The organism is Pontibacter sp. CAU 1760, assembly GCF_054482735.1.
This window is the reverse complement of sequence record NZ_JBTLRL010000014.1, coordinates 14,595-40,035: the sequence shown is the minus strand read 5'-3', so window position 1 is coordinate 40,035 and position 25,441 is coordinate 14,595. Positions and strand designations below refer to the sequence as shown.

The 25,441-nt window shown below is 52.8% G+C and carries 22 protein-coding genes; 14 read left to right on the top strand and 8 right to left on the bottom strand.

Annotated features, from left to right (window positions below; translation table 11 throughout):
• On the top strand, nucleotides 1–1,062 hold the full coding sequence (moeB, locus tag ACXYMU_RS17165; protein WP_458987651.1) for a molybdopterin-synthase adenylyltransferase MoeB: 1,062 nt from the start codon (nucleotides 1–3) through the stop codon (nucleotides 1,060–1,062).
• A gap of 263 nt (nucleotides 1,063–1,325) precedes the next feature.
• On the opposite strand, the gene ACXYMU_RS17160 is transcribed toward moeB, so the two are convergent.
• Together ACXYMU_RS17160 and ACXYMU_RS17155 are read right to left on the bottom strand one after the other, a co-directional pair.
• Entirely contained in the window at nucleotides 1,326–1,961 is a 636-nt protein-coding gene (locus ACXYMU_RS17160; protein WP_458987650.1) for a thiamine phosphate synthase, read from the bottom strand.
• A 15-nt stretch (nucleotides 1,962–1,976) separates the two neighbouring features.
• The gene (locus ACXYMU_RS17155) at nucleotides 1,977–2,999 is read right to left on the bottom strand and encodes a glycosyltransferase family 9 protein (RefSeq protein WP_458987649.1); all 1,023 of its coding nucleotides are present in this window, start codon (nucleotides 2,997–2,999) and stop codon (nucleotides 1,977–1,979) included.
• A gap of 376 nt (nucleotides 3,000–3,375) precedes the next feature.
• Here ACXYMU_RS17155 and ACXYMU_RS17150 point away from each other — a divergent pair, with 376 nt between their 5' ends.
• From ACXYMU_RS17150 to ACXYMU_RS17130, 5 genes are all read left to right on the top strand, one after another.
• A complete protein-coding gene (locus ACXYMU_RS17150) occupies nucleotides 3,376–4,143 on the top strand; it encodes a hypothetical protein (protein ID WP_458987648.1) in 768 nt (255 codons plus the stop codon).
• Nucleotides 4,144–4,210: 67 nt separating this feature from the next.
• Complete coding sequence (locus tag ACXYMU_RS17145; RefSeq protein ID WP_458987647.1) at nucleotides 4,211–4,660, top strand: hypothetical protein; 450 nt, start codon at nucleotides 4,211–4,213, stop codon at nucleotides 4,658–4,660.
• A 140-nt stretch (nucleotides 4,661–4,800) separates the two neighbouring features.
• Nucleotides 4,801–6,033, top strand: a complete 1,233-nt coding sequence (locus ACXYMU_RS17140; RefSeq protein WP_458987646.1) for a M16 family metallopeptidase — start codon at nucleotides 4,801–4,803, stop codon at nucleotides 6,031–6,033.
• Between the two features lie 84 nt (nucleotides 6,034–6,117).
• On the top strand, nucleotides 6,118–6,762 hold the full coding sequence (locus ACXYMU_RS17135) for an O-methyltransferase (protein WP_458987645.1): 645 nt from the start codon (nucleotides 6,118–6,120) through the stop codon (nucleotides 6,760–6,762).
• Between the two features lie 342 nt (nucleotides 6,763–7,104).
• Nucleotides 7,105–9,534: a LysM peptidoglycan-binding domain-containing protein gene (locus tag ACXYMU_RS17130; protein WP_458987644.1), complete on the top strand. Its 2,430-nt coding sequence runs from the start codon at nucleotides 7,105–7,107 to the stop codon at nucleotides 9,532–9,534.
• A 256-nt stretch (nucleotides 9,535–9,790) separates the two neighbouring features.
• Here ACXYMU_RS17130 and ACXYMU_RS17125 read toward each other — a convergent pair whose 3' ends face one another.
• A complete protein-coding gene (locus ACXYMU_RS17125; protein ID WP_458987643.1) occupies nucleotides 9,791–11,113 on the bottom strand; it encodes an MFS transporter in 1,323 nt (440 codons plus the stop codon).
• 421 nt (nucleotides 11,114–11,534) lie between these two features.
• Here ACXYMU_RS17125 and dnaE point away from each other — a divergent pair, with 421 nt between their 5' ends.
• Both dnaE and ACXYMU_RS17115 read left to right on the top strand, forming a co-directional pair.
• A complete protein-coding gene (dnaE, locus tag ACXYMU_RS17120) occupies nucleotides 11,535–15,158 on the top strand; it encodes a DNA polymerase III subunit alpha (protein ID WP_458987642.1) in 3,624 nt (1,207 codons plus the stop codon).
• 168 nt (nucleotides 15,159–15,326) lie between these two features.
• Nucleotides 15,327–15,692 carry a hypothetical protein gene (locus tag ACXYMU_RS17115; RefSeq protein WP_458987641.1) on the top strand — a complete coding sequence of 122 codons (366 nt, stop codon included), beginning with the start codon at nucleotides 15,327–15,329 and terminating at the stop codon, nucleotides 15,690–15,692.
• A gap of 94 nt (nucleotides 15,693–15,786) precedes the next feature.
• On the opposite strand, the gene ACXYMU_RS17110 is transcribed toward ACXYMU_RS17115, so the two are convergent.
• Nucleotides 15,787–16,797 carry a YncE family protein gene (locus ACXYMU_RS17110; protein ID WP_458987640.1) on the bottom strand — a complete coding sequence of 337 codons (1,011 nt, stop codon included), beginning with the start codon at nucleotides 16,795–16,797 and terminating at the stop codon, nucleotides 15,787–15,789.
• A 408-nt stretch (nucleotides 16,798–17,205) separates the two neighbouring features.
• Here ACXYMU_RS17110 and trxA point away from each other — a divergent pair, with 408 nt between their 5' ends.
• Nucleotides 17,206–17,532, top strand: a complete 327-nt coding sequence (trxA, locus tag ACXYMU_RS17105; protein WP_025609263.1) for a thioredoxin — start codon at nucleotides 17,206–17,208, stop codon at nucleotides 17,530–17,532.
• A gap of 66 nt (nucleotides 17,533–17,598) precedes the next feature.
• Here trxA and ACXYMU_RS17100 read toward each other — a convergent pair whose 3' ends face one another.
• Both ACXYMU_RS17100 and ACXYMU_RS17095 read right to left on the bottom strand, forming a co-directional pair.
• Entirely contained in the window at nucleotides 17,599–18,120 is a 522-nt protein-coding gene (locus ACXYMU_RS17100; RefSeq protein ID WP_458987639.1) for a DUF421 domain-containing protein, read from the bottom strand.
• 40 nt (nucleotides 18,121–18,160) lie between these two features.
• Nucleotides 18,161–20,089 (bottom strand): hypothetical protein, encoded by a 1,929-nt coding sequence (locus tag ACXYMU_RS17095; RefSeq protein ID WP_458987638.1) that lies wholly within the window; start codon nucleotides 20,087–20,089, stop codon nucleotides 18,161–18,163.
• Nucleotides 20,090–20,211: 122 nt separating this feature from the next.
• Here ACXYMU_RS17095 and ACXYMU_RS17090 point away from each other — a divergent pair, with 122 nt between their 5' ends.
• Nucleotides 20,212–20,613 carry a DUF5329 family protein gene (locus ACXYMU_RS17090; protein ID WP_458987637.1) on the top strand — a complete coding sequence of 134 codons (402 nt, stop codon included), beginning with the start codon at nucleotides 20,212–20,214 and terminating at the stop codon, nucleotides 20,611–20,613.
• A gap of 60 nt (nucleotides 20,614–20,673) precedes the next feature.
• Nucleotides 20,674–21,039 carry a SpoIIAA family protein gene (locus tag ACXYMU_RS17085; protein ID WP_458987636.1) on the top strand — a complete coding sequence of 122 codons (366 nt, stop codon included), beginning with the start codon at nucleotides 20,674–20,676 and terminating at the stop codon, nucleotides 21,037–21,039.
• A 351-nt stretch (nucleotides 21,040–21,390) separates the two neighbouring features.
• Here ACXYMU_RS17085 and ACXYMU_RS17080 read toward each other — a convergent pair whose 3' ends face one another.
• Entirely contained in the window at nucleotides 21,391–22,422 is a 1,032-nt protein-coding gene (locus ACXYMU_RS17080; protein ID WP_458987635.1) for an isoaspartyl peptidase/L-asparaginase family protein, read from the bottom strand.
• A 158-nt stretch (nucleotides 22,423–22,580) separates the two neighbouring features.
• On the opposite strand from ACXYMU_RS17080, the gene ACXYMU_RS17075 reads away from it, so the two are divergent.
• The 3 genes from ACXYMU_RS17075 (at nucleotide 22,581) to ACXYMU_RS17065 (ending at nucleotide 24,458) form a co-directional block, all read left to right on the top strand.
• Complete coding sequence (locus ACXYMU_RS17075; RefSeq protein ID WP_458987634.1) at nucleotides 22,581–22,979, top strand: NUDIX hydrolase; 399 nt, start codon at nucleotides 22,581–22,583, stop codon at nucleotides 22,977–22,979.
• Between the two features lie 4 nt (nucleotides 22,980–22,983).
• Nucleotides 22,984–23,562: a hypothetical protein gene (locus tag ACXYMU_RS17070; RefSeq protein ID WP_458987633.1), complete on the top strand. Its 579-nt coding sequence runs from the start codon at nucleotides 22,984–22,986 to the stop codon at nucleotides 23,560–23,562.
• 185 nt (nucleotides 23,563–23,747) lie between these two features.
• Nucleotides 23,748–24,458 carry an OmpA family protein gene (locus tag ACXYMU_RS17065; protein WP_458987632.1) on the top strand — a complete coding sequence of 237 codons (711 nt, stop codon included), beginning with the start codon at nucleotides 23,748–23,750 and terminating at the stop codon, nucleotides 24,456–24,458.
• 335 nt (nucleotides 24,459–24,793) lie between these two features.
• On the opposite strand, the gene ACXYMU_RS17060 is transcribed toward ACXYMU_RS17065, so the two are convergent.
• A complete protein-coding gene (locus tag ACXYMU_RS17060) occupies nucleotides 24,794–25,306 on the bottom strand; it encodes a hypothetical protein (protein ID WP_458987631.1) in 513 nt (170 codons plus the stop codon).
• Nucleotides 25,307–25,441: the final 135 nt, after the last annotated feature.

The window sequence follows — 25,441 nt, the reverse complement described above, 5'->3', positions numbered from 1 at the left end:
ATGCTAAGCAAAGCAGAGAGCGAGCGATATGGCAGGCAGATAATACTGCCTGAACTAGGAGAAGCAGGCCAGGAAAAGTTAAAGCAGGCGCGGGTGCTGGTGATTGGTGCGGGTGGCCTTGGTTGCCCGGCGCTGCAATACTTGGCAGCGGCGGGTGTGGGCACGATTGGCATTGCCGAAATGGATGTGGTGAGCGAAAGTAACCTGCACCGGCAAATCCTATACACCTCTGCCGATGTGGGAGAACCGAAGGCAAAGGTGGCCGCCAGTAAGCTGTCACAGCAAAACCCGCATGTGCAATTTGAGCTGCACCCGCAGGGTATCCATGTAGGCAATGCGCTGGAACTAGTAAAGGGGTATGATGTAGTGGTCGACGGCTCGGATAACTTCCCGACGCGCTATCTGGTAAGCGATGCCTGTACCATTCTGCAAAAGCCGCTGGTTTTCGGGGCCATTTCACAGTTCGAAGGCCAATTGTCTGTCTTCAATTACAAAAACGGCCCGAGTTACCGCTGCCTGTTCCCGGAGCCTCCGCCCGCCGGTGAGGTCCCAAATTGTGCCGAGGCCGGCGTGCTGGGCGTGCTGCCCGGCATTGTCGGTACCCTGCAGGCCACAGAGGCCATTAAGATCATCTGTGGCTTGGGCGAAGTGGCCTCCGGTAAACTCCTGTTGCTCGATACGCTTTCCCTTACGTTTTCTTCCATCAAATTCCCACGCACCAAGTTAGCCGATACTGTCACCTCTCTCCAAAGTAGCTATGGCGTAACGTGTGCCGTGGCCAAGGAAATATCCGCCAGCGAGTTGCAGGCCTGGCAGTCGGGGGGCAAAGCGGTGCAGGTGCTGGATGTGCGCGAACCACAGGAATTTGAGGCCTGCAACATTGGCGGCGACCTGGTGCCTCTGTCTGAACTGGAAGATGTGCTCGATAACCTGGTCCTGCAGCCCGAGGTGGTGGTGCTGTGCCAGTCAGGTGCCCGCAGCAAACGCGCAATTGCCCTGCTGGAAGCCCGCTTCCCGGAGGTGCAGTTCTATAACCTGGCGGGTGGGTTAGCCGCCTGGTAAGTGGGCGGTGGTATGAATTGCCGGTAGATGGGTTGGCCCTCCAGGCTGGTTAAGTCACAGACGCAATATTGTAAAAAGGCCCAATTCTGAAGAATCGCGCCAATTCTCTACCATGGTCCTTGCCTGGCGCGGGTTTGCAACCCGTGCCTCCCAATACTGTCGGGTTTGTAACCCAACCGGCCGAAGGGCCAACACTGCTAACGCTTCAGACACATGACTGCTCACGCTCTTGTCAAAAGCCATCCCGCTAAAATAACCCTCTACTACTCCTGTAAGCCCTTTACCAAAGCACAGCGCTGCCGCAACGCCTCGAAAGCTTGCAAAGGCTTCGGATGTTCCCATACTGCCCCCAACACAGCGGCCCCTGCGAAAGCCAGTGCCTGCACTTGCGCTAATTTGCCTACCGTAATCCCCCCCAAGGCAATTAGCGGCACACTACTTTTGGGTATCGCAGCACGTACGGCATCTAAATCGAACGCGGCAGGGTAGTCTTTTTTGGAGATGCTCTGGAAAATGGGGCTCAGGAAGGCGTAATCGAAGGGAGCGTGGGGCTGCCGCGGTGCTTCGAGGGTATGGAAAGAGGTGGAGAAAACCAACTGATGCTTTGCTGTTGTTGTGGCCCTGGCGCTATCAGTTTCCTGAAAATGGAGCCCCTTGACAGCAAACTCCTGCGCCAGGCCGTGGTGCGCGTGCAGCATGATGCGCGGATGAAACTGCGCTGGTATAACCTGCAGCCAACGGCGCCATTCCGCTATACCCGCCGCGGGTTTCCGTAAGTGCAGCGTCTGCAGCCCCCTTTCAAAAAGCTGGCAGCAGACATGTTGCTCCGCTTCCACCGGCTTCGGCGATGTAATGACAATCAGCTCCATCGAAAAAATCTGGCGGTATACTTCATTCACTGGTCTTCTGGTTCTTTACCCCTCCAACTCCCCAACTTTCCCCTCTCTAACCTGTAACACCTCCAGCAGTTGCTCATTCCGTATCTCGCGGGCGCATTTAAAGTGCTCTTCGGGGCAGGTTTTATACCCATGCAACCCGCAGGGGCGGCAGTACAGCGGTTCCTCGCGTTCCACCACTTTTGCAAACTCTGCCAGCGGTCCGAAGCCGAAGCGGGGCACTGTGGAGCAGTAAATGGCGCAGGTCGGGGCATCCAGGGCGGAGGCCAGGTGCATCGGGCCGGAGTCGTTTACATAATTTAGCACTGCATCGCGCATCAGGGCCGCCGACTGCAGCAGGTTCAGTTGGCCGCACAGGTTCTCGACACGGGAATTGGTGCTCTGGCTGAGAATCTCGTCGCAGTGTTGCTTATCGACCGGAGAGCCCAGCAGGTAGATTTTATACCCCTTCCCTGCCAGGCTGTCCAGCAGCCGTACCCACTGCTCCTGCGGGTACTGCTTGGTAAACCAAACGGAGGTAGGCGCCATGCACAGGTATGGTTCCTGCTTCCACTGCGCTACCTGCGCAAAATCCATGGGGCTGGGGTATAGCTTAGGCTTGCTGGGTATGGCGTTGGTCAGGCTCTGGATGAGCATGTCGTTGCGCTCTACTTCGTGCGTGCCGGAGTTTACGTCGTGCACGTAACGGCGCGTAAACAGGCGCGAGAACGGGTTCTTTTCAAAGCCTACTGTTTCCTTTGCCCCCGAAAGGGCCGTCAGGATACCGGTTGCGCCGAAGCGCTGCACGTTCACCACCAGGTCGTACTGCTCAGCCCTGATCTGCTTCAGTAGCTTCATCAGGCTCTTGTACTTGCCCTCCTGCTTGTTCCAAACCATGACCTGGTGTAGCAGGGGGTGGTCTTTCAGCAATCCCTCATTGCCCTTTCGCAGCAGGAAATCCAGTTGGGCCTCGGGGTAAAAAGCATGCAGTTTTTCTACCAGTGCTGTGGCCAGTACTACATCCCCTAAAAAGGCCGTTTGTATGATCAGTATTTTCTTCATGCTGCGCTTGCTACCTAGGGTAACTCAAAAAACGAGTTGCCGGAAAGCCACTGGGGGTTACAGGTGATTATCGAGCTTTTTTAGAGCTAATCAGCAAGATAAAATTGTTTACGCAATAGCCCAAAGCCCAGCCCCATTTTACACTCAGCCAAAAGTCGCTTTAACATAATAGTTACCCAAACTTTGTAAATTGTCGATTACTGTTTTGATATTTGTGTGAGCCGGTAACGGGTTTGCATCTGGCTAAAGGCCGGTGGCGCAAACAACTGCGCGTCAGGCTTCCTGGGCATTTTACCTAATTCGCATTCGTCTTAAACTTGGCCTTAACAGCAGCAAAGCACATGTTTGCGCTGTAGCGCCCTGCCAAATTACCTTTATGAAAAGATTTTTTTACTTGATCAGCCTTTGCAGTACCGTGGTTCTCATGTCGGGTTGCGTATCGGCGTACATGCCCAATGTCCCTAACGTACCGATGTTCACCCAGCGGGGGGAGCTGAGTGCTGCTGGCCATATTACGCCCAAAGGCAACATCACATTTAACACGGCCTACGCTGTATCAGACCATTTTGGCGTGTTGGTAAACGGCTCTATGCTGAACCGCGAGCGCAAGAAAGAGGATTTCCAACATAACCTGCTGGAGGCTGGCGGCGGCTACTTCACCACTTTTGGGCCAAACAACAACCGCATCCTGGAGGTATACGGCGGCTTCGGAGGAGGCAGCAGCGACCGTACCAAAAAATCCGAGAACGAGAAGGGCGTGATGACGTCCGAGCGCCGTGAAACCAGCTTTAACAAGTACTTTACACAAGTAAACTTCAGCTCGAAGCGAAGAAAATCCTTGCACCTGTTTGGCAAGGAATTCCCACTGAATTACGGCACGGCCCTGCGCGCCAGCTACGTGACCATGGACGAGCACCTGCTCAACGGGGTGCCACAAGAAAAAGAGGACAACATCTTCCTGGAGCCGATCTTTTACACGCGCCTTACCCTAAACCCCTCGGTGCAGCTGCAGTATACCAGCGGCTCAAACTTCGGGCTCAAAAACCGCGATGTCCTGACCGCCGGGTATGCCGTGTTCTCCCTTGGCCTTGTGATCAATGTAGGGGGCAAAAACAGCAAGCTCTCTCTCCCTGGCAAGAAGTAGGCGAATGACTTGCAACCCTTTTGGCCTGGCAGGGGTCAGTTAAACAGGAACCAACAGCCCCCTTGCCATGACACGCGCCTTATACATTGCTACACTCTTCTGCCTTTTATTGCTGGCCACTGCCTGCGAGAGAGCCGAGGCGCTACGCGCCGTACCGCTGCCCGACCTGATCGGCACCTGGGAACTGAGAAGCAGCTTCGGTGGCTGGAGCGGCCTGAGAACCTATCAAGCAGGTAATGGCAATATCATTTCCTTCACAGCCGACACCTATACCCGCTTTGACAACGGGGTAAGGGAAACAGGCAGGTATAAGCTGGTCGAGGACACTTCCATCCTGACAGACCAGCCCATTACCCGCATCATCTTCTATGAGGGCAATAAGGCGGCCTCCGGGGATGATCCGTTTGGTTCCCTTTCCGTGCACGTAGACGCCGACACGCTTACCATTGCCATGGATGTATATGACGGCAATTCCTTCTACTACCAACGGATAGGCACCATGGGCGCTGACCGCTAGCAGCCGTCATGTAAAATAATTAAGCCAGGCACCTACCCTGCTTTCTGCTTGCCAAAGATGCCATCCCCCGTCAAGCCTAAGGCGGATAGCTTTTAACTGAGCGCGCTTTCCCGTACCTTTGCAGGCTAATTTTAGATTGAATGCCTGATTATCATATCCATACCTTACCCAACGGAATCCGCATTGTTCACAAGCAGGTGCAGCATACCAAGATAGCCCACAGCGGCTTTATCATGGACATTGGCAGCCGCGACGAGTTGGCGGACCAAACCGGGATTGCCCATTTCTGGGAGCACATGGCCTTTAAGGGAACCGAGAAACGCAAGTCGTTCCATATCCTGAACAGGCTCGAATCGGTGGGGGGCGAGCTGAACGCCTATACCACCAAAGAGAAAATCTGCTTCTACTCCTCTGTGCTTGACAAGCATTTTGATAAGTCTTTTGAGCTGCTGACCGACATCACCTTCCGGTCGGTGTTTCCGGAGCGCGAGATTGAGAAAGAGCGCGGCGTGATTCTCGAAGAGATGGCCATGTACCTCGACACGCCCGAGGACGCCATTGTAGATGAGTTTGATGCCGTGGTCTACGAAAACCACCCGCTGGGCAACAACATCCTGGGCACCAGGGAAAGCGTGTCCGGCTTCCAAAAGCAGGATTTCCTCAGCTTCATCGACCGCAACCTGAGCACCGACGCGCTTATTTTCTGCTCTGTCAGCAACCTGCCTTTTGAGAAAGTGCTGAAGCTGGCCGAAAAATACCTGGGCGGTATCCCCGAGATCAAAAAGCAGCGCGAGCGGGTGCCTTTTTCCGATTATGCGCCAAAGTCGATCACGATGGAGAAGCCGATCTCGCAGGCCCACTGCGTGATTGGCGCGCCGGCCTATGCCCTCACCGACGACCGCCGTATCCCTTATTTCCTGCTCGTGAACCTGCTGGGCGGCCCCGGCATGAACTCGCGCCTGAACCTGGCGGTGCGCGAGAAGCATGGCCTAGTATATACCATCGATGCCAACTATGCGACTTACGTGGACACAGGCTTGCTCACGATCTATTTCGGCACCGAGAAAAAGCAACTCAAGCGTACCACATCGCTGGTGCTGAAGGAGCTGAAGAAGCTGCGCGAGAAACCGCTTGGATCGCTGCAACTGCATACTGCTAAAGAGCAACTGATGGGTCAGCTAGCCATGGCCGAGGAAAGCAACATGGGCCTGATGATGATGCTCGGAAAAAGCATCCTGGACCAGGGCAAGGTAGAGTCGCTGAATGAGATCTTCGACAAGATCAAAAGCATCAAATCCGGCGACCTGGTGGATATTGCCAACGACGTGCTGCGCGAAGACCAGCTCAGTTTCCTGAATTACGTGCCGAGTTAATGGCTGATTGCTACATTGTTTAATTGTTGTTTTTCAATCATTTAGTCACAGCCATTTAACAATTTAACCATTCAACAATCAAATATGGAGTTCATAGACGAAGACCTGCTCCGATACTCCGAGGACCATACCTCCCCTGAAAGCGATCTGCTGCACAAGATTAACCGCCAGACGCACCTGAGCGTGCTGAAACCGCGCATGCTCTCGGGGCACCAGCAGGGGCGCCTGTTGTCGATGTTCTCGAAGATGATACAGCCCCGGCAGATACTGGAGATTGGCACCTATACCGGTTACTCGGCACTATGTATGGCAGAGGGTATGCACCCCGAGGGCACGCTGCACACCGTGGACAAGAACGAGGAACTGGAGGAACGCGTGCGCGGCTACTTCAATGCCTCGCCCTGGGGCAAACAGTTGAAGCTATACGTGGGGAATGCCATGGAAATCGTGCCGACCATCGACGCGGAATTTGACCTCGTGTTTATAGATGCCGACAAGATCAACTATACCCATTATTATGATATGGTGATCGATAAAGTGCGACCGGGGGGGTATATCATTGCCGACAATGTACTCTGGAGCGGAAAGGTGCTGGAGAAATACCGCAAGAAGCTCGACGAGGATACCAAGGCCGTGATAGACTTTAACCAGAAGGTGCACGACGACCCGCGCGTGGAGAATATCCTGCTCCCGGTACGTGACGGCCTCCTGGTTGCCCGAAAGATATAACTGATTATTGTTTCAACACTAAAAGGGGGAAGCTTAACCGGGTTCCCTTTTTTATTTTTTGCCACCAGCAAGCGCTACCACCTGGCATGAATACCTAAGCCGCTACCATCCTGATACTTAGCTTAAAAAGCCTGCGATTGTTTGCTGCAGTGCCTAAAATTGGTGGAAATTAGAAGCGAAGAACTTAGCGAAGCGTTTTAAATTCCGAGGCAAATTGCGTTATTTTTGCAAGACTACTAGTACCTTTCAAACATATTAGCGCATAGCTATTTAAGTAGCCACAACTCAACAGAAAGTAGAACATCCCTAAACAACGATTAGCCAAATACCAAGTACCAAGCCATGAGAAAATCATTCAGCAGCCTTCTTGTTCTGTTGCTTTTGCCCCTGCTGGCACTGGCACAGTTCGTTACCGTTCCCCGCAACGTATACTTCGCCGACCTGCACCTGACGCTTTCGAGCGGTGCCCAGGAAGAAATCCAGAAGAAGGTGGATGCCCTGCACCGCAACCAGACTTACTTTAAGTTAAAAGTGGATTTGGCCGATGCCTATTTTCCGATTATTGAGCGCGTATTTAAAGAGGAAGGCGTGCCGGACGATTACAAGTACCTGGCACTGCAGGAAAGCGGCCTGATCGGCGATGCCGTGTCTACCTCTAATGCGGTGGGCTATTGGCAGTTCAAGCGTGAGGCTGCCTCTGACTTTAACCTGCGCATGGACAACAAAGTAGACGAGCGCCGCCACATCATTGAGGCAAGTCGCGGGGCTGCTAAATATTTCCTGCGAAGCAACAAGTACTACAACAACTGGCTCAACTCGCTGCTGTCTTACTACCAGGGCTATTCCGGTGCCAAGCCTTATACCCAGCCTGCTGACAACGGTGCCCGCAAAATGGACATCACTGAGAGGTCGCACCCTTACATTCTGACTTTCCTGGCCCACAAAGTCGCTTACGACACGTTTGTAGGCAAAAGCAACCCGCCAGCCCTATCGTTGCGTGAGATGCGCGGCACCCCTGGCCAGAGTCTGGCAGATATTGCCATGTCAACCAAAACCGATTACATCGAACTGGAAAAGTATAACAAATGGCTGTTGGGCGGCTCCATTCCATCCGACAAAGACTATTACGTGATGGTACCGGTGCGCAACGGCAGTGATGCCGGCTTGCTGGCCTCTAAGGATACCACACCTGCCGCTGCCCGTCGTGGCCTGAGCTCTATCATCCGGTTAGAGCAGAATAGCCTGAGCACGATTACAGCCCAACCAGGCGAAACGAAAGAGCAGCTGGCCCGAAAAGCGAACCTGCCTACGCGCAAGTTCCTGCGCTATAACGACATGCAGAGCTTCGATAACATCGTAGCGGGACAGACTTATTATACCGAGCCAAAGCGCTTTAATGCCGATGTAGAATACCACGTGGTACAACACGGTGAAACCATGCAGCAGATTTCGCAGCGCTATGGCATCCGGCTGAGTTACCTGCTGTTTAAAAACCGCATGAGCCGTTCGGAGGTGCCATCCCCTGGCCGTGTGCTGTGGCTGCAGCACCGCCGCCCGTCCAGCGTTCCGGTGGAGGTGCGCGACCTGAAGCAGCAAAAAACTGTTGCTGTGGCTAGCCATAACACCCCTACGCAGGAAAAGCGGCCGGCCACTGTAGCCAAGGCCACAGCAGTTAGCCACCAGGACGCGCCAGCGAAAAAAGACAATATCTTCAGAAGATTTATAGACAGCTTCAAACGATTTAAGAAGGACAAGCCGGAAGAGCAGGAGGAGGAAAACTGGATAAAGCCTGCAACAGCCTCCGCCGAAGCAGCACCTGCTCCGGCTACTGACGAGGATGGCTTTATCGACCCGATGACGACTGACACGGCCGAAGCCGTGACAGCGGAGGCAAAGCAGAAAGACCAAGCTGCATCTCAGCCGAAAAAGGTAATCTTATACCCAACCACAAAGCCCGAGGCAACTGCGGCCAAAACTACTCCTGCCGCACAGCCGCAGCCTACGGAGCAGCAGTCTAAAACAGAAAAGGCTACTTTCCCGGCCTCTACTCCCATGGCTACGCCAGCGCCGGAGGAAGATTGGAACAACAGTGCGGATGACCAGGACGACACGGCCACAGACGAGGTGATGGATGTTTTTGTGGAGCCAGCCTCGAAACCAGCGCCAAAAGCCAAGCCGGTGGCAGCACCAGCCAAACAGACATCAACCGCTGCTACCCCTGCGCCAACCAAGCATACCGTACGCCAGGGCGAAACACTTTACAGCATCTCCAGGATGTATGCCGTGACGATCAACGACATCACCAACTGGAACAACATGGGAGACAGCCCGCTGAAGATTGGGCAGGAACTCTATATTGCCGAACCGCTTACCGAACCGGCAACAGCAGCGTCCGCGACAAAAAGCGCAGCTGTGTCCAGCCCATACCATACCGTAACCACCGGTGAAACGCTCTACCAGATCTCAAAACGGTACGGCGTAACACCGGGGCAATTACAAAACTGGAATAACCTGGCAGATAACAGCATCCGGTTAGGCCAGGAACTGCGCGTACAGGCGCCTACAAGCCGTGCCGCTGAGTCAGTTGAAACGAATGCCACAACAGAAGTAAGCAACGCCCCGGCAAACGGTTACCACACGGTGGCCAGTGGCGAGAGCATGTACCAGATTTCCCGCAAGTACGGTGTCACGATCAAAGACATCATGGAGTGGAACAACAAATCAGATTTCTCGGTGAGCATTGGAGAGAAGCTGCAAATCAAAAAGAAATAGCTCTCAGCAAATGTTGCCCATGAAAAAGGCCCGCCACGTAGCGGGCCTTTTTCATGGGCTAAAGCCGATCATTCTCGTGCGAACAGGCTGCGACCCAATGTTGTAAACTTAAGGCGTAGCTGTCATTCCGAGCCTTTGCGAGGAATCTGAAAAATCACATGACCATAAAAAATCCCAGATCTCTCCTTTCGTCGAGATGACAGATTGGATAAAGCTATTTCGTAAGCTGACGGCATTGGGTCGCGACCTGCCCCTTTTACCGCCTTTCCTTCGGGGCTGCGCTTAGGTTGGAGGCTGTCTGCAGGCCTGTTGCAATTTCCGGCACAATGCCCAGGCGCTCGTAGATGGGCTGCACCATGCGCCGCAGCTTCGGGCGGTTTACGGCAAAGGGCACAATGCTAACGGCGCACAGCAATCCACAGCCTGCCAATGTATAGGCCACCCCAATGTGCTCGGCCACGGCCCCTGCCAGCATACTCCCCACCGGAGCCATACCCATAAAAGCCGTTGCATAAAGGCTCATCACACGGCCACGCTTGTCGTCGTCCACGATGGTTTGGAGCAGTGTGTTGCAGGAGGCCATCGTCACGATCATACCAAAGCCACTGATGAGCATCATCGCCATCGAGAGCAAAAACACCTCCGAGAAGGAGAAGGCCATCAGCGCGAAGCCAAACAGCAGCATGGTATAAATAATCACTTTGCCCAAGCCCTCCACAGACTTGCGCTGCGCCAGAAACAAGGCCCCACCCAGGGCCCCAAAGCCCGAGGCTCCCATCAGATAACCAAGCGTATTGGCCCCACCGTGCAGGATATCCCGGGCAAACACCGGCAGCAGCACCGTAAAAGGCATTCCGAATAAACTCAGCAAGGCCACAATTACGATCAGCGCCCGGATTGGCGGGAACCCGAAGGCATACCGGAAACCATCTTTCAATGACTCCCATACCTTGCGCTGCTGCTGCACTTGCTCAAAAGGCTTCAACTGCATCAGCAGCAAAGACCCCAGCACCGCCAGATAACTAACCGCGTTGATCAGGATGCATACTCCCTCGCCTACTGCCGCAATCAACAGCCCGGCAATGGGCGGGCCGGCCAGCCGGGCCATGTTAAACATGGAGGAGTTCAGCGCGATGGCATTGCTCATGTCCTCGCGCTTCTCCACCAATTCCACCACAAAGGCCTGCCGGGTGGCGATGTCGAACCCGTTGATGGTGCCAAGGATGGCGCTCAGGGCCAGTACGTGCCATATCTCGATGGTATCGGTCAGCACCAAGGCGGCCAGCGTAAAAGCCTGCACCATCGAAAGCGTTTGGGTGAGCAGCAGCACCTTGTGGCGGTTGAACTTATCGGCCAGCACCCCGGCAAAGGGACCGAGCAGAAAAGAAGGGATCTGGCTGGAAAACGTAACGGCGCCGAGCAGGAACACAGAATCGGTGAGGCGGTATACCAGCCAGCTTAACGCTACCTGCTGCATCCAAGTGCCGATCAAGGAGATTCCCTGCCCTACAAAGAACAACTTGTAGTTGCGCGAGCGCAATGCCCTGAACATGTCTCCCAATCTGCTTACTGCTGCCATAGTTTCATTCGCTCCTGCCCTGTGCTGGCCTTGTCTATACGTGTGGGTGGTTTTAGTATGATGGATTTTTATGGAAAGCACAAAAGACAACTACAGGCGCCACGGGAAGGCTTTCCTTGCCTGGCACTTATTTCTGTCCTCGCCGAGACTATTGTGCCAGCTATTTTGTTACAGCTAAGGCCGCATAAGGTTTGGGAGGTGGGCCGTTTTTCCGTAATTTTAACATCCCATTAATGGCTTGTGCCAAGCTGAATTAAAAATTAGAAATTAAAAATTATGAGGGTGAGGCTTAGCTGTTTTTGCTTTGTTGATCGTCATAGTTTGCCTCTAAAATTCTTCGGTTTGGATATAGTTGGAACTACTTATTCTAGCTTTAAAGCCATTTCTAATTCATAATTTTTAATTTCTAATTCCTAGAGATTTGCCCGTTTTTTCGCATTTACATACCCATACCCAGTACTCGCTGCTCGACGGCCAGGCCAGCATCAGCGCGCTCATGAAAAAGGCGCAGGCCGATGGCATGCCCGCCGTAGCCATGACCGACCACGGCAACATGTTCGCCGCCTTCAACTTTGTGGCCGAGGCCAACAAGTATAACGTGAAACCGATCGTGGGCTGCGAGTTTTACCTCGTGAAGGACCGCCACCTGAAAACCTTCAGCAAGGAGGTAAAGGATGTGCGCCACCACCAGCTGCTGCTCGCCAAAGACCAGGAGGGCTATCAGAACCTGGCCAAGCTTTGCTCGCTTTCTTACATTGAGGGCGTATACAGCAAGTGGCCCCGTATTGACAAGGAACTGCTGCTGAAGTATAGTAAAGGCCTGATTGCCACCAGCTGCTGTATTGGTGCCGAGGTGCCACAGGCCATCCTCTGGAAAAGCGAGGAAGAAGCCGAGGAGATCTTTAAGTGGTGGCTCGATGTGTTCGGTGAGGATTACTACATCGAGATTCAGCGCCACGGCCTGATGAACATCGACGGTACCGGCAAAAGCCAGGAAGACATTAACCAGGTATTGCTGAAGTGGGCGCAGAAGTATAACGTGAAAGTGATCTGCACCAACGACTCGCACTATGTGGACCAGGACGACTGGAACGCGCACGATATTCTGCTTTGCGTAAACACCGGCGAGGACCAAAGCACACCGGTGGGTGACTTCCAGACGAAGTATTACCGCTTCCTGTCGGATGACCAGAAGGTGATCTATGACACGGTGGAGAATGTGCGCAACAAGTATGGCAACCAATCCAGTGTGCGCCAGATGCTGAACCGTATTGATGAGGCGGGGCCGAAAACGCGCTTCGGCTTCCCCAACGACCAGTTCTATTTCAAGACGCAGGCCGAGATGAACGAGCTGTTCAAGGACGTGCCGCAGGCGGTGGACAACACCAATGAGATCGTGGACAAGATCACGCCGCCCAAACTCAAGCGCGACATCCTGCTGCCCAACTTCCCGATTCCTGCGGAGCACGCCGGGCCGGATGCCTTCCTGCGCCACCTAACCTATGTGGGTGCCAAGAAACGCTATACCGACATTACCCCAGAAATTGAAGAGCGCCTGGATTATGAGCTGCGCATTGTGGAGACGATGGGCTTTGCCGGTTACTTCCTGATTGTACAGGATTTCATCAACCGTGGTCGCGACATGGGCGTGTTTGTGGGGCCGGGCCGGGGTTCGGCTGCCGGTTCGGCAGTGGCTTACTGCATCGGTATCACCAACATCGACCCGATCAAGTATAACCTGCTCTTCGAGCGATTCCTGAACCCGGAGCGTGTATCGATGCCCGATATTGATATTGACTTCGACGACGTGAACCGCCAGCGCGTGATCGATTACGTGGTGGAGAAGTATGGCAAAACGCAGGTGGCCCAGATCATCACCTTCGGTACCATGGCGGCTAAATCGTCCATCAAAGACGTAGCGCGTTCTACCTCCCTGCCGCTTGCCGAAGCCAACGAACTGGCCAAGATGGTACCGGATACGCCGGGCACTACGCTGGCCAAGGCCTTCATGGAGAACCTGGACCTGGCTGCTATCCGTGAGGGCAATGATCACCGCGCCGCTGTACTAAAGCTGGCCGAAAAGCTGGAAGGCTCGGTTCGTAACACTGGTATACATGCGGCAGGCGTGATCATCGCCCCAGATGATATCACCAATTATATCCCTGTTTCGACCTCCAAAGACGCTGACCTGCTGGTGACCCAGTTCGACGGGAAGGTGATTGAGAGCGCGGGCATGCTGAAGATGGACTTTTTGGGCCTGAAAACCCTGACCATCATCAAGGATGCCATGGAGCTCATCAAAAAGAACCACGGCGTTGAGATCGACATCGACAACATCCCGATAGACGACGAGAAAACCTACCAGCTCTACCAGCGCGGCGACACCATCGGTACGTTCCAGTTCGAGTCGGAGGGTATGCGCATGTACCTCAAGGACCTGCAGCCCACCAACATTGAAGACTTGATCGCGATGAACGCCCTCTACCGTCCGGGCCCGATGCAGTTCATCCCGAACTTCATTAACCGGAAACATGGGCGCGAGGAGGTAGAGTACCCGCATGAGTTGCTGGAGCCGATCCTGAATTACTCGTACGGGATCATGGTATACCAGGAGCAAATTATGCAGACGGCCCAGATCCTGGCTGGTTACTCGCTGGGTGGTGCCGACTTGCTGCGCCGCGCCATGGGTAAGAAGGACATGAAGAAGATGGCCGAGGAGCGTGAGAAATTCATTGCCGGAGCCGCCGAAATCCATAAAATCCCCGCCAAGAAAGCCTCTGAGGTGTTCGACGTGATGGAGAAGTTTGCCCAGTACGGCTTTAACCGCTCCCACTCTGCCGCTTACTCGGTGGTGGCGTACCAGACCGGTTACCTGAAGGCGCACTACCCTGCCGAGTATATGGCCGCGGTGCTCACCAACAACATGAACGACATCAAGAAGGTGACGTTCTTTATTGAGGAGGCGCGCAAGCAAGGCGTGCAGGTGCTCGGCCCCGATGTGAACGAATCCTTGCTGAAGTTCAATGTGAACGAGGAAGGCAACATCCGCTTTGGCCTGGCGGCGATCAAAGGCACCGGCGAATCGGCGGTAGATGCGATTATCTCCGAAAGAGAGGCGAACGGCCCTTACCAGGATATCTTCGACTTTGCCAAGCGCGTGAACCTGCGTGCCGTGAACAAGAAGACTTTTGAAAGTATGGCGCTGGCCGGCTGCTTCGACTCGTGGGAGCTATACCACCGCGCTCAGCTGATTGAGGTGCCCGAAGGCGAGACCATGCCGTTGCTGGAAAAGGCCGTGCGCTTTGGCAACAACTACCAGGCAGAGCAGCAGGCCGCGCAGCAATCGTTGTTTGGAGGCGGAGCCGCTGTGGCAGCACCAATGCCAAAGATACCGGAAGTACCCGTTTGGACGCAGGCTGAGATGCTTCGCCGCGAAAAGGAAGTGGTTGGTTTCTATATGTCGGGCCATCCGCTCGATCAGTTTAAGCTGGAGATTGACTCCTACTGCACCTGCTCCCTCGACCGCATTGAGGAATACAAGAACCGTGATGTGAACGTGGCGGGTATGGTGACGGACATCGTGATTCGCACCGCTAAGAACGGGAACCCGTTTGCGCTGTTCACCATCGAGGATTACGACACCTCGATGCAGATGGCTTTGTTTGGGGAAGATTACGTGAAGTTCTCGCCTTATCTTAAGATGGGTTTATACTTATTTATCCGAGGCAAAGTGCAGCTGCGCTACAAAACTGAAGACCAGTGGGAGCTGAAGCCGCAGAACATCCAACTTCTGGGTGATGTACTGGACAAGATGGCGCAGGGCGTGCAACTCAACATCAACCTGCAGCACTTCACGCCGAACCTGGCCGAGGCACTGGAAGGGGCCATTGTTGCCAGCCCGGGCCAGAAGCGCCTGGAGATTACGCTGCACGTACCGGAGGAGAAACTGGCTTTGCCTACGTATTCCCGCAAGTACCGCATCGACCCGAAAGTATTCCTGCCCACTATCAAGGACCTGGGACTAGGCGAGTGCAAATTGCTGTAACCCATTATATTTCAGGCAAGTACCTGTCATAAAGAAAAAAAAGAGGTATGCTGCTCCGGTGGTATACCTCTTTTTTTATACCTCTTACCAGATACTTCGGAAAGGAGCCTCCTCCCCTTGTTTGGCTGCGTACAAAATACAATCTTACAACCATAAAATACCAAAACTATGGCAAATGCACTTTCGATGGCTGTTCCGATTCAGGAGGGCAAACTTGCGCAGTGGAAACAGTTTATGCAGGACCTGAACGGAAAGTATAGAGACGCTTACAGGGAATCCAGGCAGAAACTCAACATCAGGGAACGGGTGTTCCTGCAGCAACTGCCGCAAGGGGATTTCGTGGTCTTAACACTGACCGGTGAGAACCCCAAAGAGGCTTTCCAGCATTTTGGGGATGGCAATGACGAATTTTCCCGCTGGTTCCAGCACCAGGTAAAAGATGTACATGGCATGGACCTGAGCAACCCTCCGCAAGAGGGCATGCCTGTGCTATATGGCGACACGGAGGACAAACAAACGTTGGAGGCCAGTTAGATTCTTTACCAGCCTCTGTTATGAAACGGGAGGGCACAAAAAAGGAGGGCAGCCTCAAAAAGACTGCCCTCCCCAACATAAAACTATCGAAAAATTATTTTTGGTCGAGGTAGATCGAAGAAGCCCCTGCTACCATGCTTGAATAACCTGGCGCTGGGTTTCCGTTAGCCATTGGCATGGCAAAGATAAGTACCTTGCCTCCGCCATTGGCTCTTTCGGCTACATAGAGGTGACCGGTCTTGTCGTCATACGCGACATCCACCGGGTTACCCAGCATCGTGTTGCTGCCCTCAATTCTTACCTGAGAACCTGCGCCAATTGTGCCGCCATTGGCTGTGCTGTTAAACACCGTCATAAAGTTTGAGATAACAACTAAAGCCCCGTCGGTAGCCACAGCACCATCCCCTACATCCGTCAGCACCATTTTATCCGTTTTTTTAGAATACGTGAGGCCATGCGTGCGGACAATGCCTGCCACGGTCACACGCTTGGTTGGCTGAATCATGCCGTTGCTGTTTGAGAAGAAGTTGTCAAAAGACACGAGGTCGCTGGAGTTATCCACTACCGCATACAAGGTATTTCCTTCGGCATGGATGCCCCACAGGTTAAAGCCTACATCGTAAGTGTTTCTAAGACGCACGCCGCTTGGTGTGCGCTCATACACAAAAAGGCGGTTCTGGTTTTGGTTCAGAGCCGGGTCAGCATCCTGCACCACCACAAGCATGTTGCCGCTAACGGCTATCTCACGCGCATTTGTAAAATCCGGGTTGCTGGTGGTCTTGATCTCCAGCATATCGCTGTTCTTCTTTTTCTGGTATACCTCTACCCGGTTGGTTGTGCGCGATGCCAGGATAAGCTCTTTCCGCTCCCGGTTGTAGTAAATGCCGTCCGCATCCTTCGAGGCGATGCTCTTTTGCTTCATCTTGAAATCATGCATCCCGGTTGGCTCAATCATCGTAACCATGCCGCTTGTGTTACTGCTTACATAAGCTGTTTTCTCGTTCTCCTTCGGAAGTTGGAAGTTGAAGTCATCTTCCGGGTCGCAGGATGAAAAAGTGAGCAAGGCAGCGGCAAACACAGCGCTGTAAGTAAATAAGTTTTTCATAGTGTAATCTTTTAAAGTGGATATCTACATACGTTTTGAGTTAAGAGCCCAGATTTAACAGCGACACGATTAAAGCCACTGTTCACCCTACTCCCTTCAGGATTTACCCATTACTTTTGTATACCTTCTGCTCTTATCTGTGTCGTATTGCACAATCAGTCAGAACCGGGGAAATGCTTGTTTGGCCGGAAGCATTTGCTTTCAAAACTTTTATTCACAACATTTGTTGCTACAACTAATAAGGTATCCCTGAAGCCGAATCAACGTAAGTAATTATTGTATTTTATCCGGTAAAGGATGAAAGTAACAAGACAGCTTGTCAGGTGGGCTCAGTTTGGGTAGATATTTGACGAACTTATAATTGTTACTATATTTAAAATCAGAATTTAATTCAAAAAAGTTAAAGTTATGGCTAACAAAGCAATAGAGATCACAGACGCGAATTTTGACGAGATCATCAATTCAGATAAACCAGTATTGGTAGACTTTTGGGCAGAGTGGTGCGGACCGTGCCGCATGGTAGGCCCAATTGTAGAGGAGTTGGCTGGCGAGTACGAAGGCAAAGCCGTGATCGGTAAAGTAGACGTAGACGCAAACCCGCAGACTTCTGCTAAATTCGGTATCCGCAGCATCCCCACCCTGCTCGTGTTCAAGAACGGCGAAGTGGTAGACAAGCAAGTTGGTGCTGTTCCGAAGAACGTACTTTCCCAGAAATTAGACTCTCAGATGGCGTAAGCTTCTGAAATTATGATTCACAAAACGGCCACTCCTGCAGCAGCGGGAGTGGCCGTTTTATTTGCATCACTTTTCGTCTGATGATTCTTTTAGAATGATGCTGATATCCCCGCTCCGCTCTAAATAAGCCTTCTCCACCTGGCTCAGCTCTGTAACCGCACCTGTGCTTCGGGCCGCCTCTAACAGGTCGTTCTCCGTAATGCTGGTGTCGCGCAAAGCATCCCGCTGCATCACCCCATTTTCTATCAGTACCCGGGGGCGTCCCTTAATCACATCACCCAAGCCGAAATTAGTACGGTATGCGAGCATGGCCAGCCCTTTGTGCAATAACACTAGTGTTAAAGCCGCCGCGATGGTTGGCCAAAAAGGCGCATTGCCCGTGATAGCCCTGCTGAGCACAGAGCCATATATAATACCGAGGATAATATCAAAGGCCGTGTTTTTGCCAAAGATGCGGTGGCTCCCGATCCGAATGATCAGCAGCGCTGCAAAAAACACACCTACCGCCCTAAACGACATCTGCCACCAGGTCAGGGATTGGTCCTCGATGCCGAAAAGATAATTGAATGTTTCCTGTACTTCTAGCATATTCCCCAAACGCAACCGCTTTTGGCAGGGTTATACCACGTTAGCTTCCTTCGCTACAATTGCTCAGGTGCTGCGTTAGTTGGCCCAGCAGGGTGTACTGGTGCTCCAGGTCCTGCACCTGCTGCGTGAGCCTGGCGTTATACTCCTGCACCTGGGGTAGCCGTGTTGCGTCTAAGGCCTGCTTATTTAGCTGGTCCAGCGCCTGGATGCTCTTCTCAAACTCCCTGACTCTTTCACGCAGGCGGGCGGTATACACGTCTGCTGTCTCTGTGCTAGCAGCGGTTACGGACTCCAGGTTTCCGGCAATGCACTGTCGCCGCCCCAGGCTTTTGAACACGGCTTGTTCGGCGGACAGGTTCAGGGATTGCCTCAAGCGTAGGGCCTGTTGCAGCTTGTAACTTTCGTACCGCTTGTTGTAGGCGGTGGCTGCCTCACGTACCTTTTCGCGGCACGACTGGCATTTGCTGGCGGCGGCTTTGTCGAGCAGGGCGTTCCGTTTGGGCAGGGTTTCGTACGTGGCATCTGCGGCACTCAGCTGCGACACTTCTGCGGCAAACACCTCGCTGTACTGCAACTCCTCCAGTTTGCTGATTAGCCGCAGGATAGCCTCGCCTTCCATAGAGGCAGACAAGAATTCCGGCCTGGGCAATTCCACCGCGTACAGCCTGGCAAGCGCCGCCTCGCGTTTAGCAGGCGTGTCCCACTCTTTCGGGTCGTTTTCGAGCGTCCGGAGGGTGTTCACCAGCAACTTGCCATTTTTCAGGTTGTGGTCCGCCTCCAGGTATAGGTTCGCGTTGTTGAGGATGGCTTCATACTCTGCCCGAAACACTTTCTGGTATATGCGATTCTCCTTGAAGGCCGCCTCCCGGGTATCGAAGGTGCCCTGCAGGCGCTTATACTCCTGTACGATCCCGAACAGGTTTTTGGCGTTCGATTCCGGGCTGTTGTTACGGTAGTTCAGGCGATAGCTGTTCAGGCTCAGCTTCATCTCCGCGAATATTTTCAGGAACTCGATGTATAGCTTCTCCTGCCGGTAAGCCTCCTCGTTCAGAAACTTGTTATCATAAGCGAGCTGCACTTTCTGGCGGCGCTTCTCAATCAGCTCCGAGTTCACCTCATCTCCCGTCAGCACATCCATTTTATACAGCGACTTAAAGTTCGCCACCACCATCACCGGGTAATCCTGGTAGGCGATCAATTCCTCCATCACTTTCCAGTCCAGCTTGTTCGGGTTTTTCTTCAGGTAGTCGGTCAGTTTCGCGGCTTTCAGGCTTACGGCTTTCACATCGCTGGGCACAAAGGCATACACCCGCACCGAATGCAGGCGGGTATCGAAGTTCTGCCCCTCGTATAGCCGAATGGTGGAACTGAACTTGTACTCTTTGCGGGCATTGCGGGCATTCAGCAAACTCCCGAACTCCCCCACCAACGACAGCACCGCCCCGGACGGTGTGGTGAGCCGCGAGATGTTGAGCAGTTGGTTTGCCACCAGATTAAACACCTGGTCACCCTCATTGTTGGCAATGGCTTTCGCCTTGATCACGGCATCGATGCTGGAGCTGGCTGCGCTCAAAGGCATTTTGTCAATAATCCTGACTACCTCTACCTGGTCGCTCACCTGCGTTTTATACTCCTTGCCATCGTCCGTTACCTGGAAGTTATAGAGCGGGTAGACGATCTCGTCGCTGCCGAAAAGCTTCAGGTTTTTGAGCTGCGCCGTGATGAACAGCGACTCCACCCCAGTGCTGTAGTTTTTCTTGGGCTTGCGCACTCCTTTCTCCAACTCGTTCAGCACCCGCGTAAAGCGCTTGCCATTTAACAGGTACAAATCTGTGGAAAGGTACTGCCACTCATCCGAGAAATCCTCCTCGTTATTGTAGCTATACCCTAACCGGGTTTCGACGGTTTGCTGTGCAGATACCTGTTGCGCAAACGCTACTAACAAGAAAAACAAAAACACTTTTCTCATATAAAGTTTAATTATAAGACGCTCTTTTAAAAGAATAAAGGGTTGGCACCACTTAACGCCGAAAATGTAGTATAAGTGCATGATACTTGCTATATCTTAACTAAATATCCTGTATATAAACCATGCAATTTCCTATCCTCTTATTAGCGTTTCTGGCCATAGGTTCCGCGAACATTTCAACGGCTTCTGCCCAACAGAAAGCTTTGGCCGCGTCTCATTCCCATACCAGTTCGCGCCTGACCGAAAGCCAGAAAGTACAAGAACTGATCACTTATGTGCGCAGCATGAAGGATGCCACCTTTATCCGGAACGGCAGCAAGCACAGCTGCAAAGAGGCAGCGGACCACCTGCAGGCGAAATGGGAAAAGCACAAGGCCGATGTAAAGACTGCCCGGGGTTTTATTGATGAGCTGGCATCTAAATCCGGGATGAGCGGCAAGGATTACCTTATTCAGTATGCCGATGGCCGCACCGAAACCTCTGCCTCGGTACTAAACAAAAAATTGAAGCAACTGGAAAAGTAACCATAGGTATACCTTCCGGCTGTTTTGTAAAAATATTGTGCAACCGAAAAAACAGGAACGATGCTACAGCTGATAGAACATGACTCCCCAGACCTGATCGCGCTGCGGGTAAGCGGGCATTTGGATGCCGATGACTACACCATCCTGCGTCCGCTGTTTAAGGAACGGGTGGAGCATTTTAATAAAATACGGGTATATGCCGAGATGCTGGACCTGGAGAAGATAACGCCTCAGGCCATCTGGGAAGATCTTAAAATTGATATCGCTTACGCCAACAAAATAAGCAAGGCAGCTATTGTGGGCGACCGTAAATGGGAAGAATGGCTGGTAAAAATATCGAGGCCGTTTGTCAGTGGCGAGATGCAGTACTTCGACTTTCAACAGCGCGATGCCGCCTGGTCCTGGATCACGCAAAGCGATTCCTGAACCTCACCATCAACTATCTATAACAGCCACGGGGCACACTAAATGTTAGTGTGCCCCGTGGCTGTTTTTGGTATGCCAACGCCAACTCGGAAATTAACGCCTCCTATAGGATGATAAACAAATATTTGTGATCCTAAACGTTGCTTTCCTGTATGATTAAGGCAATAATGTACCTGGTTTTTCCGGGAGGTGCCGGGGGCGGCTTCAGTTACACAGCGCCGAGCGGGAAAACGCGCCCCAGCTTAAGAAGGGCCCCTACCCCAGGCGTGGAGCGGAAAGGAAGCGATGGGGACAGCCTGTTCAAGACGCGGATCAAGCTTCTGTTATTCCCTGGTTTACCTGATGCTAGCCCTAGTCTTTGTAGATCGCTACTTCTGACTTTCCTTTTTTCATGTAGCCCCGGTACATGCCTGCTGAATTGAACGGCATGGCTATGTTACCGTTTTTGTCCACGGCAATCACGCCGCCTTCGCCCCCGCGTTCCACCAGTTTCTTCATCACCACCTCATGGGCGGCTTTCTGCAGCGAGAGGCCTTTATAGGCCATCAGCGCGGCAATGTCGTGGGCCACTACCGAGCGGATAAAGTACTCGCCGTGCCCCGTGGCTGACACCGCACAGGTATTGTTATCGGCATAGGTACCCGCCCCAATAATCGGCACATCGCCTACGCGGCCATACCGCTTGTTCGTCATACCGCCCGTAGAGGTAGCCGCTGCCAGGTTGCCGTGGGCATCCAGGGCCACAGCCCCCACGGTCCCGAACTTCTGGCCTTCCGTAAAGATGTTCTCGGTGCTTCCGGTCCCGCCACTGTGGTCCAGCTCGGTTTTCTCTTTGTCGAGCAGTTTTTGCAACTGGTTGTAGCGCGTCTCGGTGTGGAAGTAGGACGGGTCTACGATTTCCATACCCTTCTCTTTGGCAAATTTCTCCGCCCCAGGGCCGATCATCATCACGTGCTCCGACTGCTCCATCACGGCGCGGGCCGTGCTGATGGGGTTGCGAATGGTGGTGACGCTGGCGATAGCGCCTGCCTGCAGTGTTTTGCCGTCCATGATCGCGGCATCCAGCTCATTTTTACCTTCGTTGGTAAACACAGCGCCTTTTCCGGCATTAAACAGCGGCGAGTCTTCCATCACGCGTACCGTGGCTTCCACCGCATCGAGGCTCGTGCCCCCTTTCTCCAGGATCGCATAGCCGGTTTTCAGCGCCTCGTTCAGCTTCTCCTGGTAAGCCTTTTCCTTTTCGGGCGTCATGTTCTGGCGTGTGATGGTGCCTGCGCCCCCATGGATCACCAGCGTGATTTTGCTATAGTCTGGCCTGGACTGCGCGAACCCTGCATACCCCGCCATGAGGCAGAGGCAGAGGAAGAATAGTTTCTTTGTCATGCGTTTTAGTGTGTAGTTGTAGTTTGCTGTTGTATCGTGTTTCTGTTCTTCAATATAGCGCATTTGGCCCAGAAAAGAAACGGAGCCACGCGCATGCCGTTTCCGGTGGGCATGAGAGCCTTTGCTATGGCTTGCTAAAGAAGGTATATCTTTGTGCCATGAAGTTAATCGACAAGCTTGCCTGGATCGAGATTCAGGACCGGAAGATACTGAGCACACGCAGCAAGGGCAAAGATGCCTATTATATACCCGGCGGCAAGCGCGAAGCTGGCGAGACGGACACGCAAACCCTGCTTCGCGAGATTGAGGAGGAACTGACGGTGCAACTGGACCCGGCCACGCTGGTATTCCTGGGCATCTTCCGGGCACAAGCCCACGGGCATGCTGCGGGTATAGAGGTGATGATGCAGTGTTATACCGGCAAGTACCAAGGCACCCTGCAGGCCAGTGCCGAGATAGCGGAAATGGTATGGCTCACCTATGCCGACCGCCCCCGCGTGTCGCCGGTTGATCAGTTGATCTTTGACTGGCTGAAAGCACAAAACCTGATCGACTAAGCAGATGCTGGCCCATTCCCTACTCCGGTTAAAGCACTGGCAGGCATTCGTGCTCTTGTTTATACTGCCCCTCTTATTGCAGCAGGGCGTGCCGCGCTTACTTTATGCGGCCGATATCACCCTCGGTGCCATCGCTACCCTGCTGCTGCAAGGCGTGCCAGCGATTGTCTTTACGGCCTGGCTTTGGCTGCTAGGGGTATGCCTTTATCGTAAATTGCCGCAGCAGATCAAGATCAGTCGTATTTTTGTTCACCTGTGTGCTCTGTACTTCTTGCTTTATACCCTGCTGTTCATCTATACCATCGGCCTTATAAAGGAGAGTGTCCTGAGCGGTAACTTCCCGTACGGCATGTTGCTCTTGCTGGCGCCCATGCACCTGCTGGCCACGTTCTGCTACCTGTACCTGGTGTATTTTGTAGCGCGGTCGCTGGTGAGCGTGGAGCAACAACGCGTGGTTTCGACGGGTGAATTTGCGGGAACAACTTTTCTTTTCCTGTTCCTGCCGGTGGGCATTTGGTGGCTGCAGCCGCGTTTACAGGCCCTATCTGACAAGCTACCTGTAGGCATCAAAACGGCCTCGTAACATCATCTGAAAAAAAATTAAAAAAAATATAGCGCGCATAAAATATAGCAGAACCTTATACGTTTGCCTTTATAAATAATTAATATATAGTATTTTTAGTGCCGTAATGTTGGTCAGGCGCTTTTAATTTTCTCATATTTGCAACAAAGTTTTTATTACCAATCAAACAACAATAATCAATTCACATGAAATTCAATTTCTTCAAAGCCTCGCTTTCATTGTTGCTATGCTCAACTCTGATGGCCTCTTGCGTATCTTCTAAGAAGTACGATGATCTTAAAGCAAGCAAAGAAGCGCTAGAGCGTGAGCAAGCTGCTTCGAAGCAGAAAGTAGACGAGCTGACTACGTCTCTGAAAGACCGTGAGCAAAAGCTGGCGGAAATGGAGCGTGCCATGAACGAGCAGCAGAAGATTCTTGACAACTTGAAGAACGAAGTGAATGCTGCGTTGCAGGGCTTTAACCAGGGTGACCTGAGCGTGAGCGTGAAAGACGGAAAGGTATACGTATCTATGTCTGACAAACTGTTGTTTGCCACTGGTAGCACCAAAGTGAACGCAGGTGGTAAGAAAGCAATCGACCAACTGGTAAGCGTACTGAAGAAAAACCAGCAAGTTGGTGTGATGGTAGAAGGCCACACAGATGACGTAAGCGTAGCGAGCGGCATGAAGTACATGACTGACAACTGGGACCTGAGCGTACTGCGTGCCACTGAAATCACGCGTATGATGACTGATAAGGGTCTTTCTCCTGACAGAGTAACTGCTGCCGGCCGTTCATTCTACATGCCGGTTGACACAGGACGTTCTGCGGAGTCGAAGTCAAAGAATCGTCGTACAGAAATTATCCTGACGCCAGATTTCTCTGAGCTATACAAAATCCTGGGCATCAAAGCATAGTCCGGGTTACAATACAAGCAAACAGCCGGTGCTCTTCCAGGGCACCGGCTGTTTTGTTTTCGGAGCATCCCTATGGAACCTTGTTACTAGCATAGTGTGTCAAATTGTAAGACAAAAGCTGTTGCTGTACCAGGCCACGGTACCCTGCATAAACTGCTCCTCTAATACCAGTATCAGTTAAGCCTTGCGCATTACATCTGACCCTTATACAGGCGCAGATTCCCCTCCTCGGAGGGGCTAGAGGTGGGTTAGAGTTGTAGGCAATATACCGAATTGCTTCATTGCGCAGTATTCAGTTGATAATGGTATACTAGCAAGGTCTCTCCTAGGCTCTCTTATCCTTTCGCCTCTTTAGCCAGTCGTATTGCCTCTGCAAGGTCCTGGGCTCGGCGCGAGCCGATCAGCAGGGGCTTCTTGTTGTAGAAATGCAGCTTCACGCCTTTGTTCCCCGACACATTGTAGGCTTTGCTGTGCAGCCCCCACCGAATTCCCCAGCCGCCATACTCCCCGATCGGGTTATAGGTGACGGGCTCATACTCCCGAACGGTATGCAGCGGCACCCGCACCGGCTTCCGGTGGAAAGGCCAAAAGCGGACCCGCACCTCGCCCGGCACCACCACCGTCGTCAGCGACATCCTGTAAAAGAACCAGGGCAGGCCTATACCCACCAGCGCGAAAATTATGGTCAGTTGTACATCGGCGACGGGCTTATCACCGAACGCCTGCCCCAACAGCACCTGCGAGATGAAGCCTGCCCACAACATCCCTGCTACGCTCAGCAATACCACCCACAGCCAGGGCTGCCGAAAGCGCTGTTGCTCCTTAAAGTAAATGGGGTGCTTTTCCATGTTGCTATATGTGCGGTAGCTGGCCTGGTTGTTAGGGAAAGATTTCTTAACTCAAGTTACGATGTAGAAGGGCCGGTTGTAGCAGGTATAAGGATTTACCTGCCCCTGCCAAACTCCTACTGGGCCAGGGGCCCG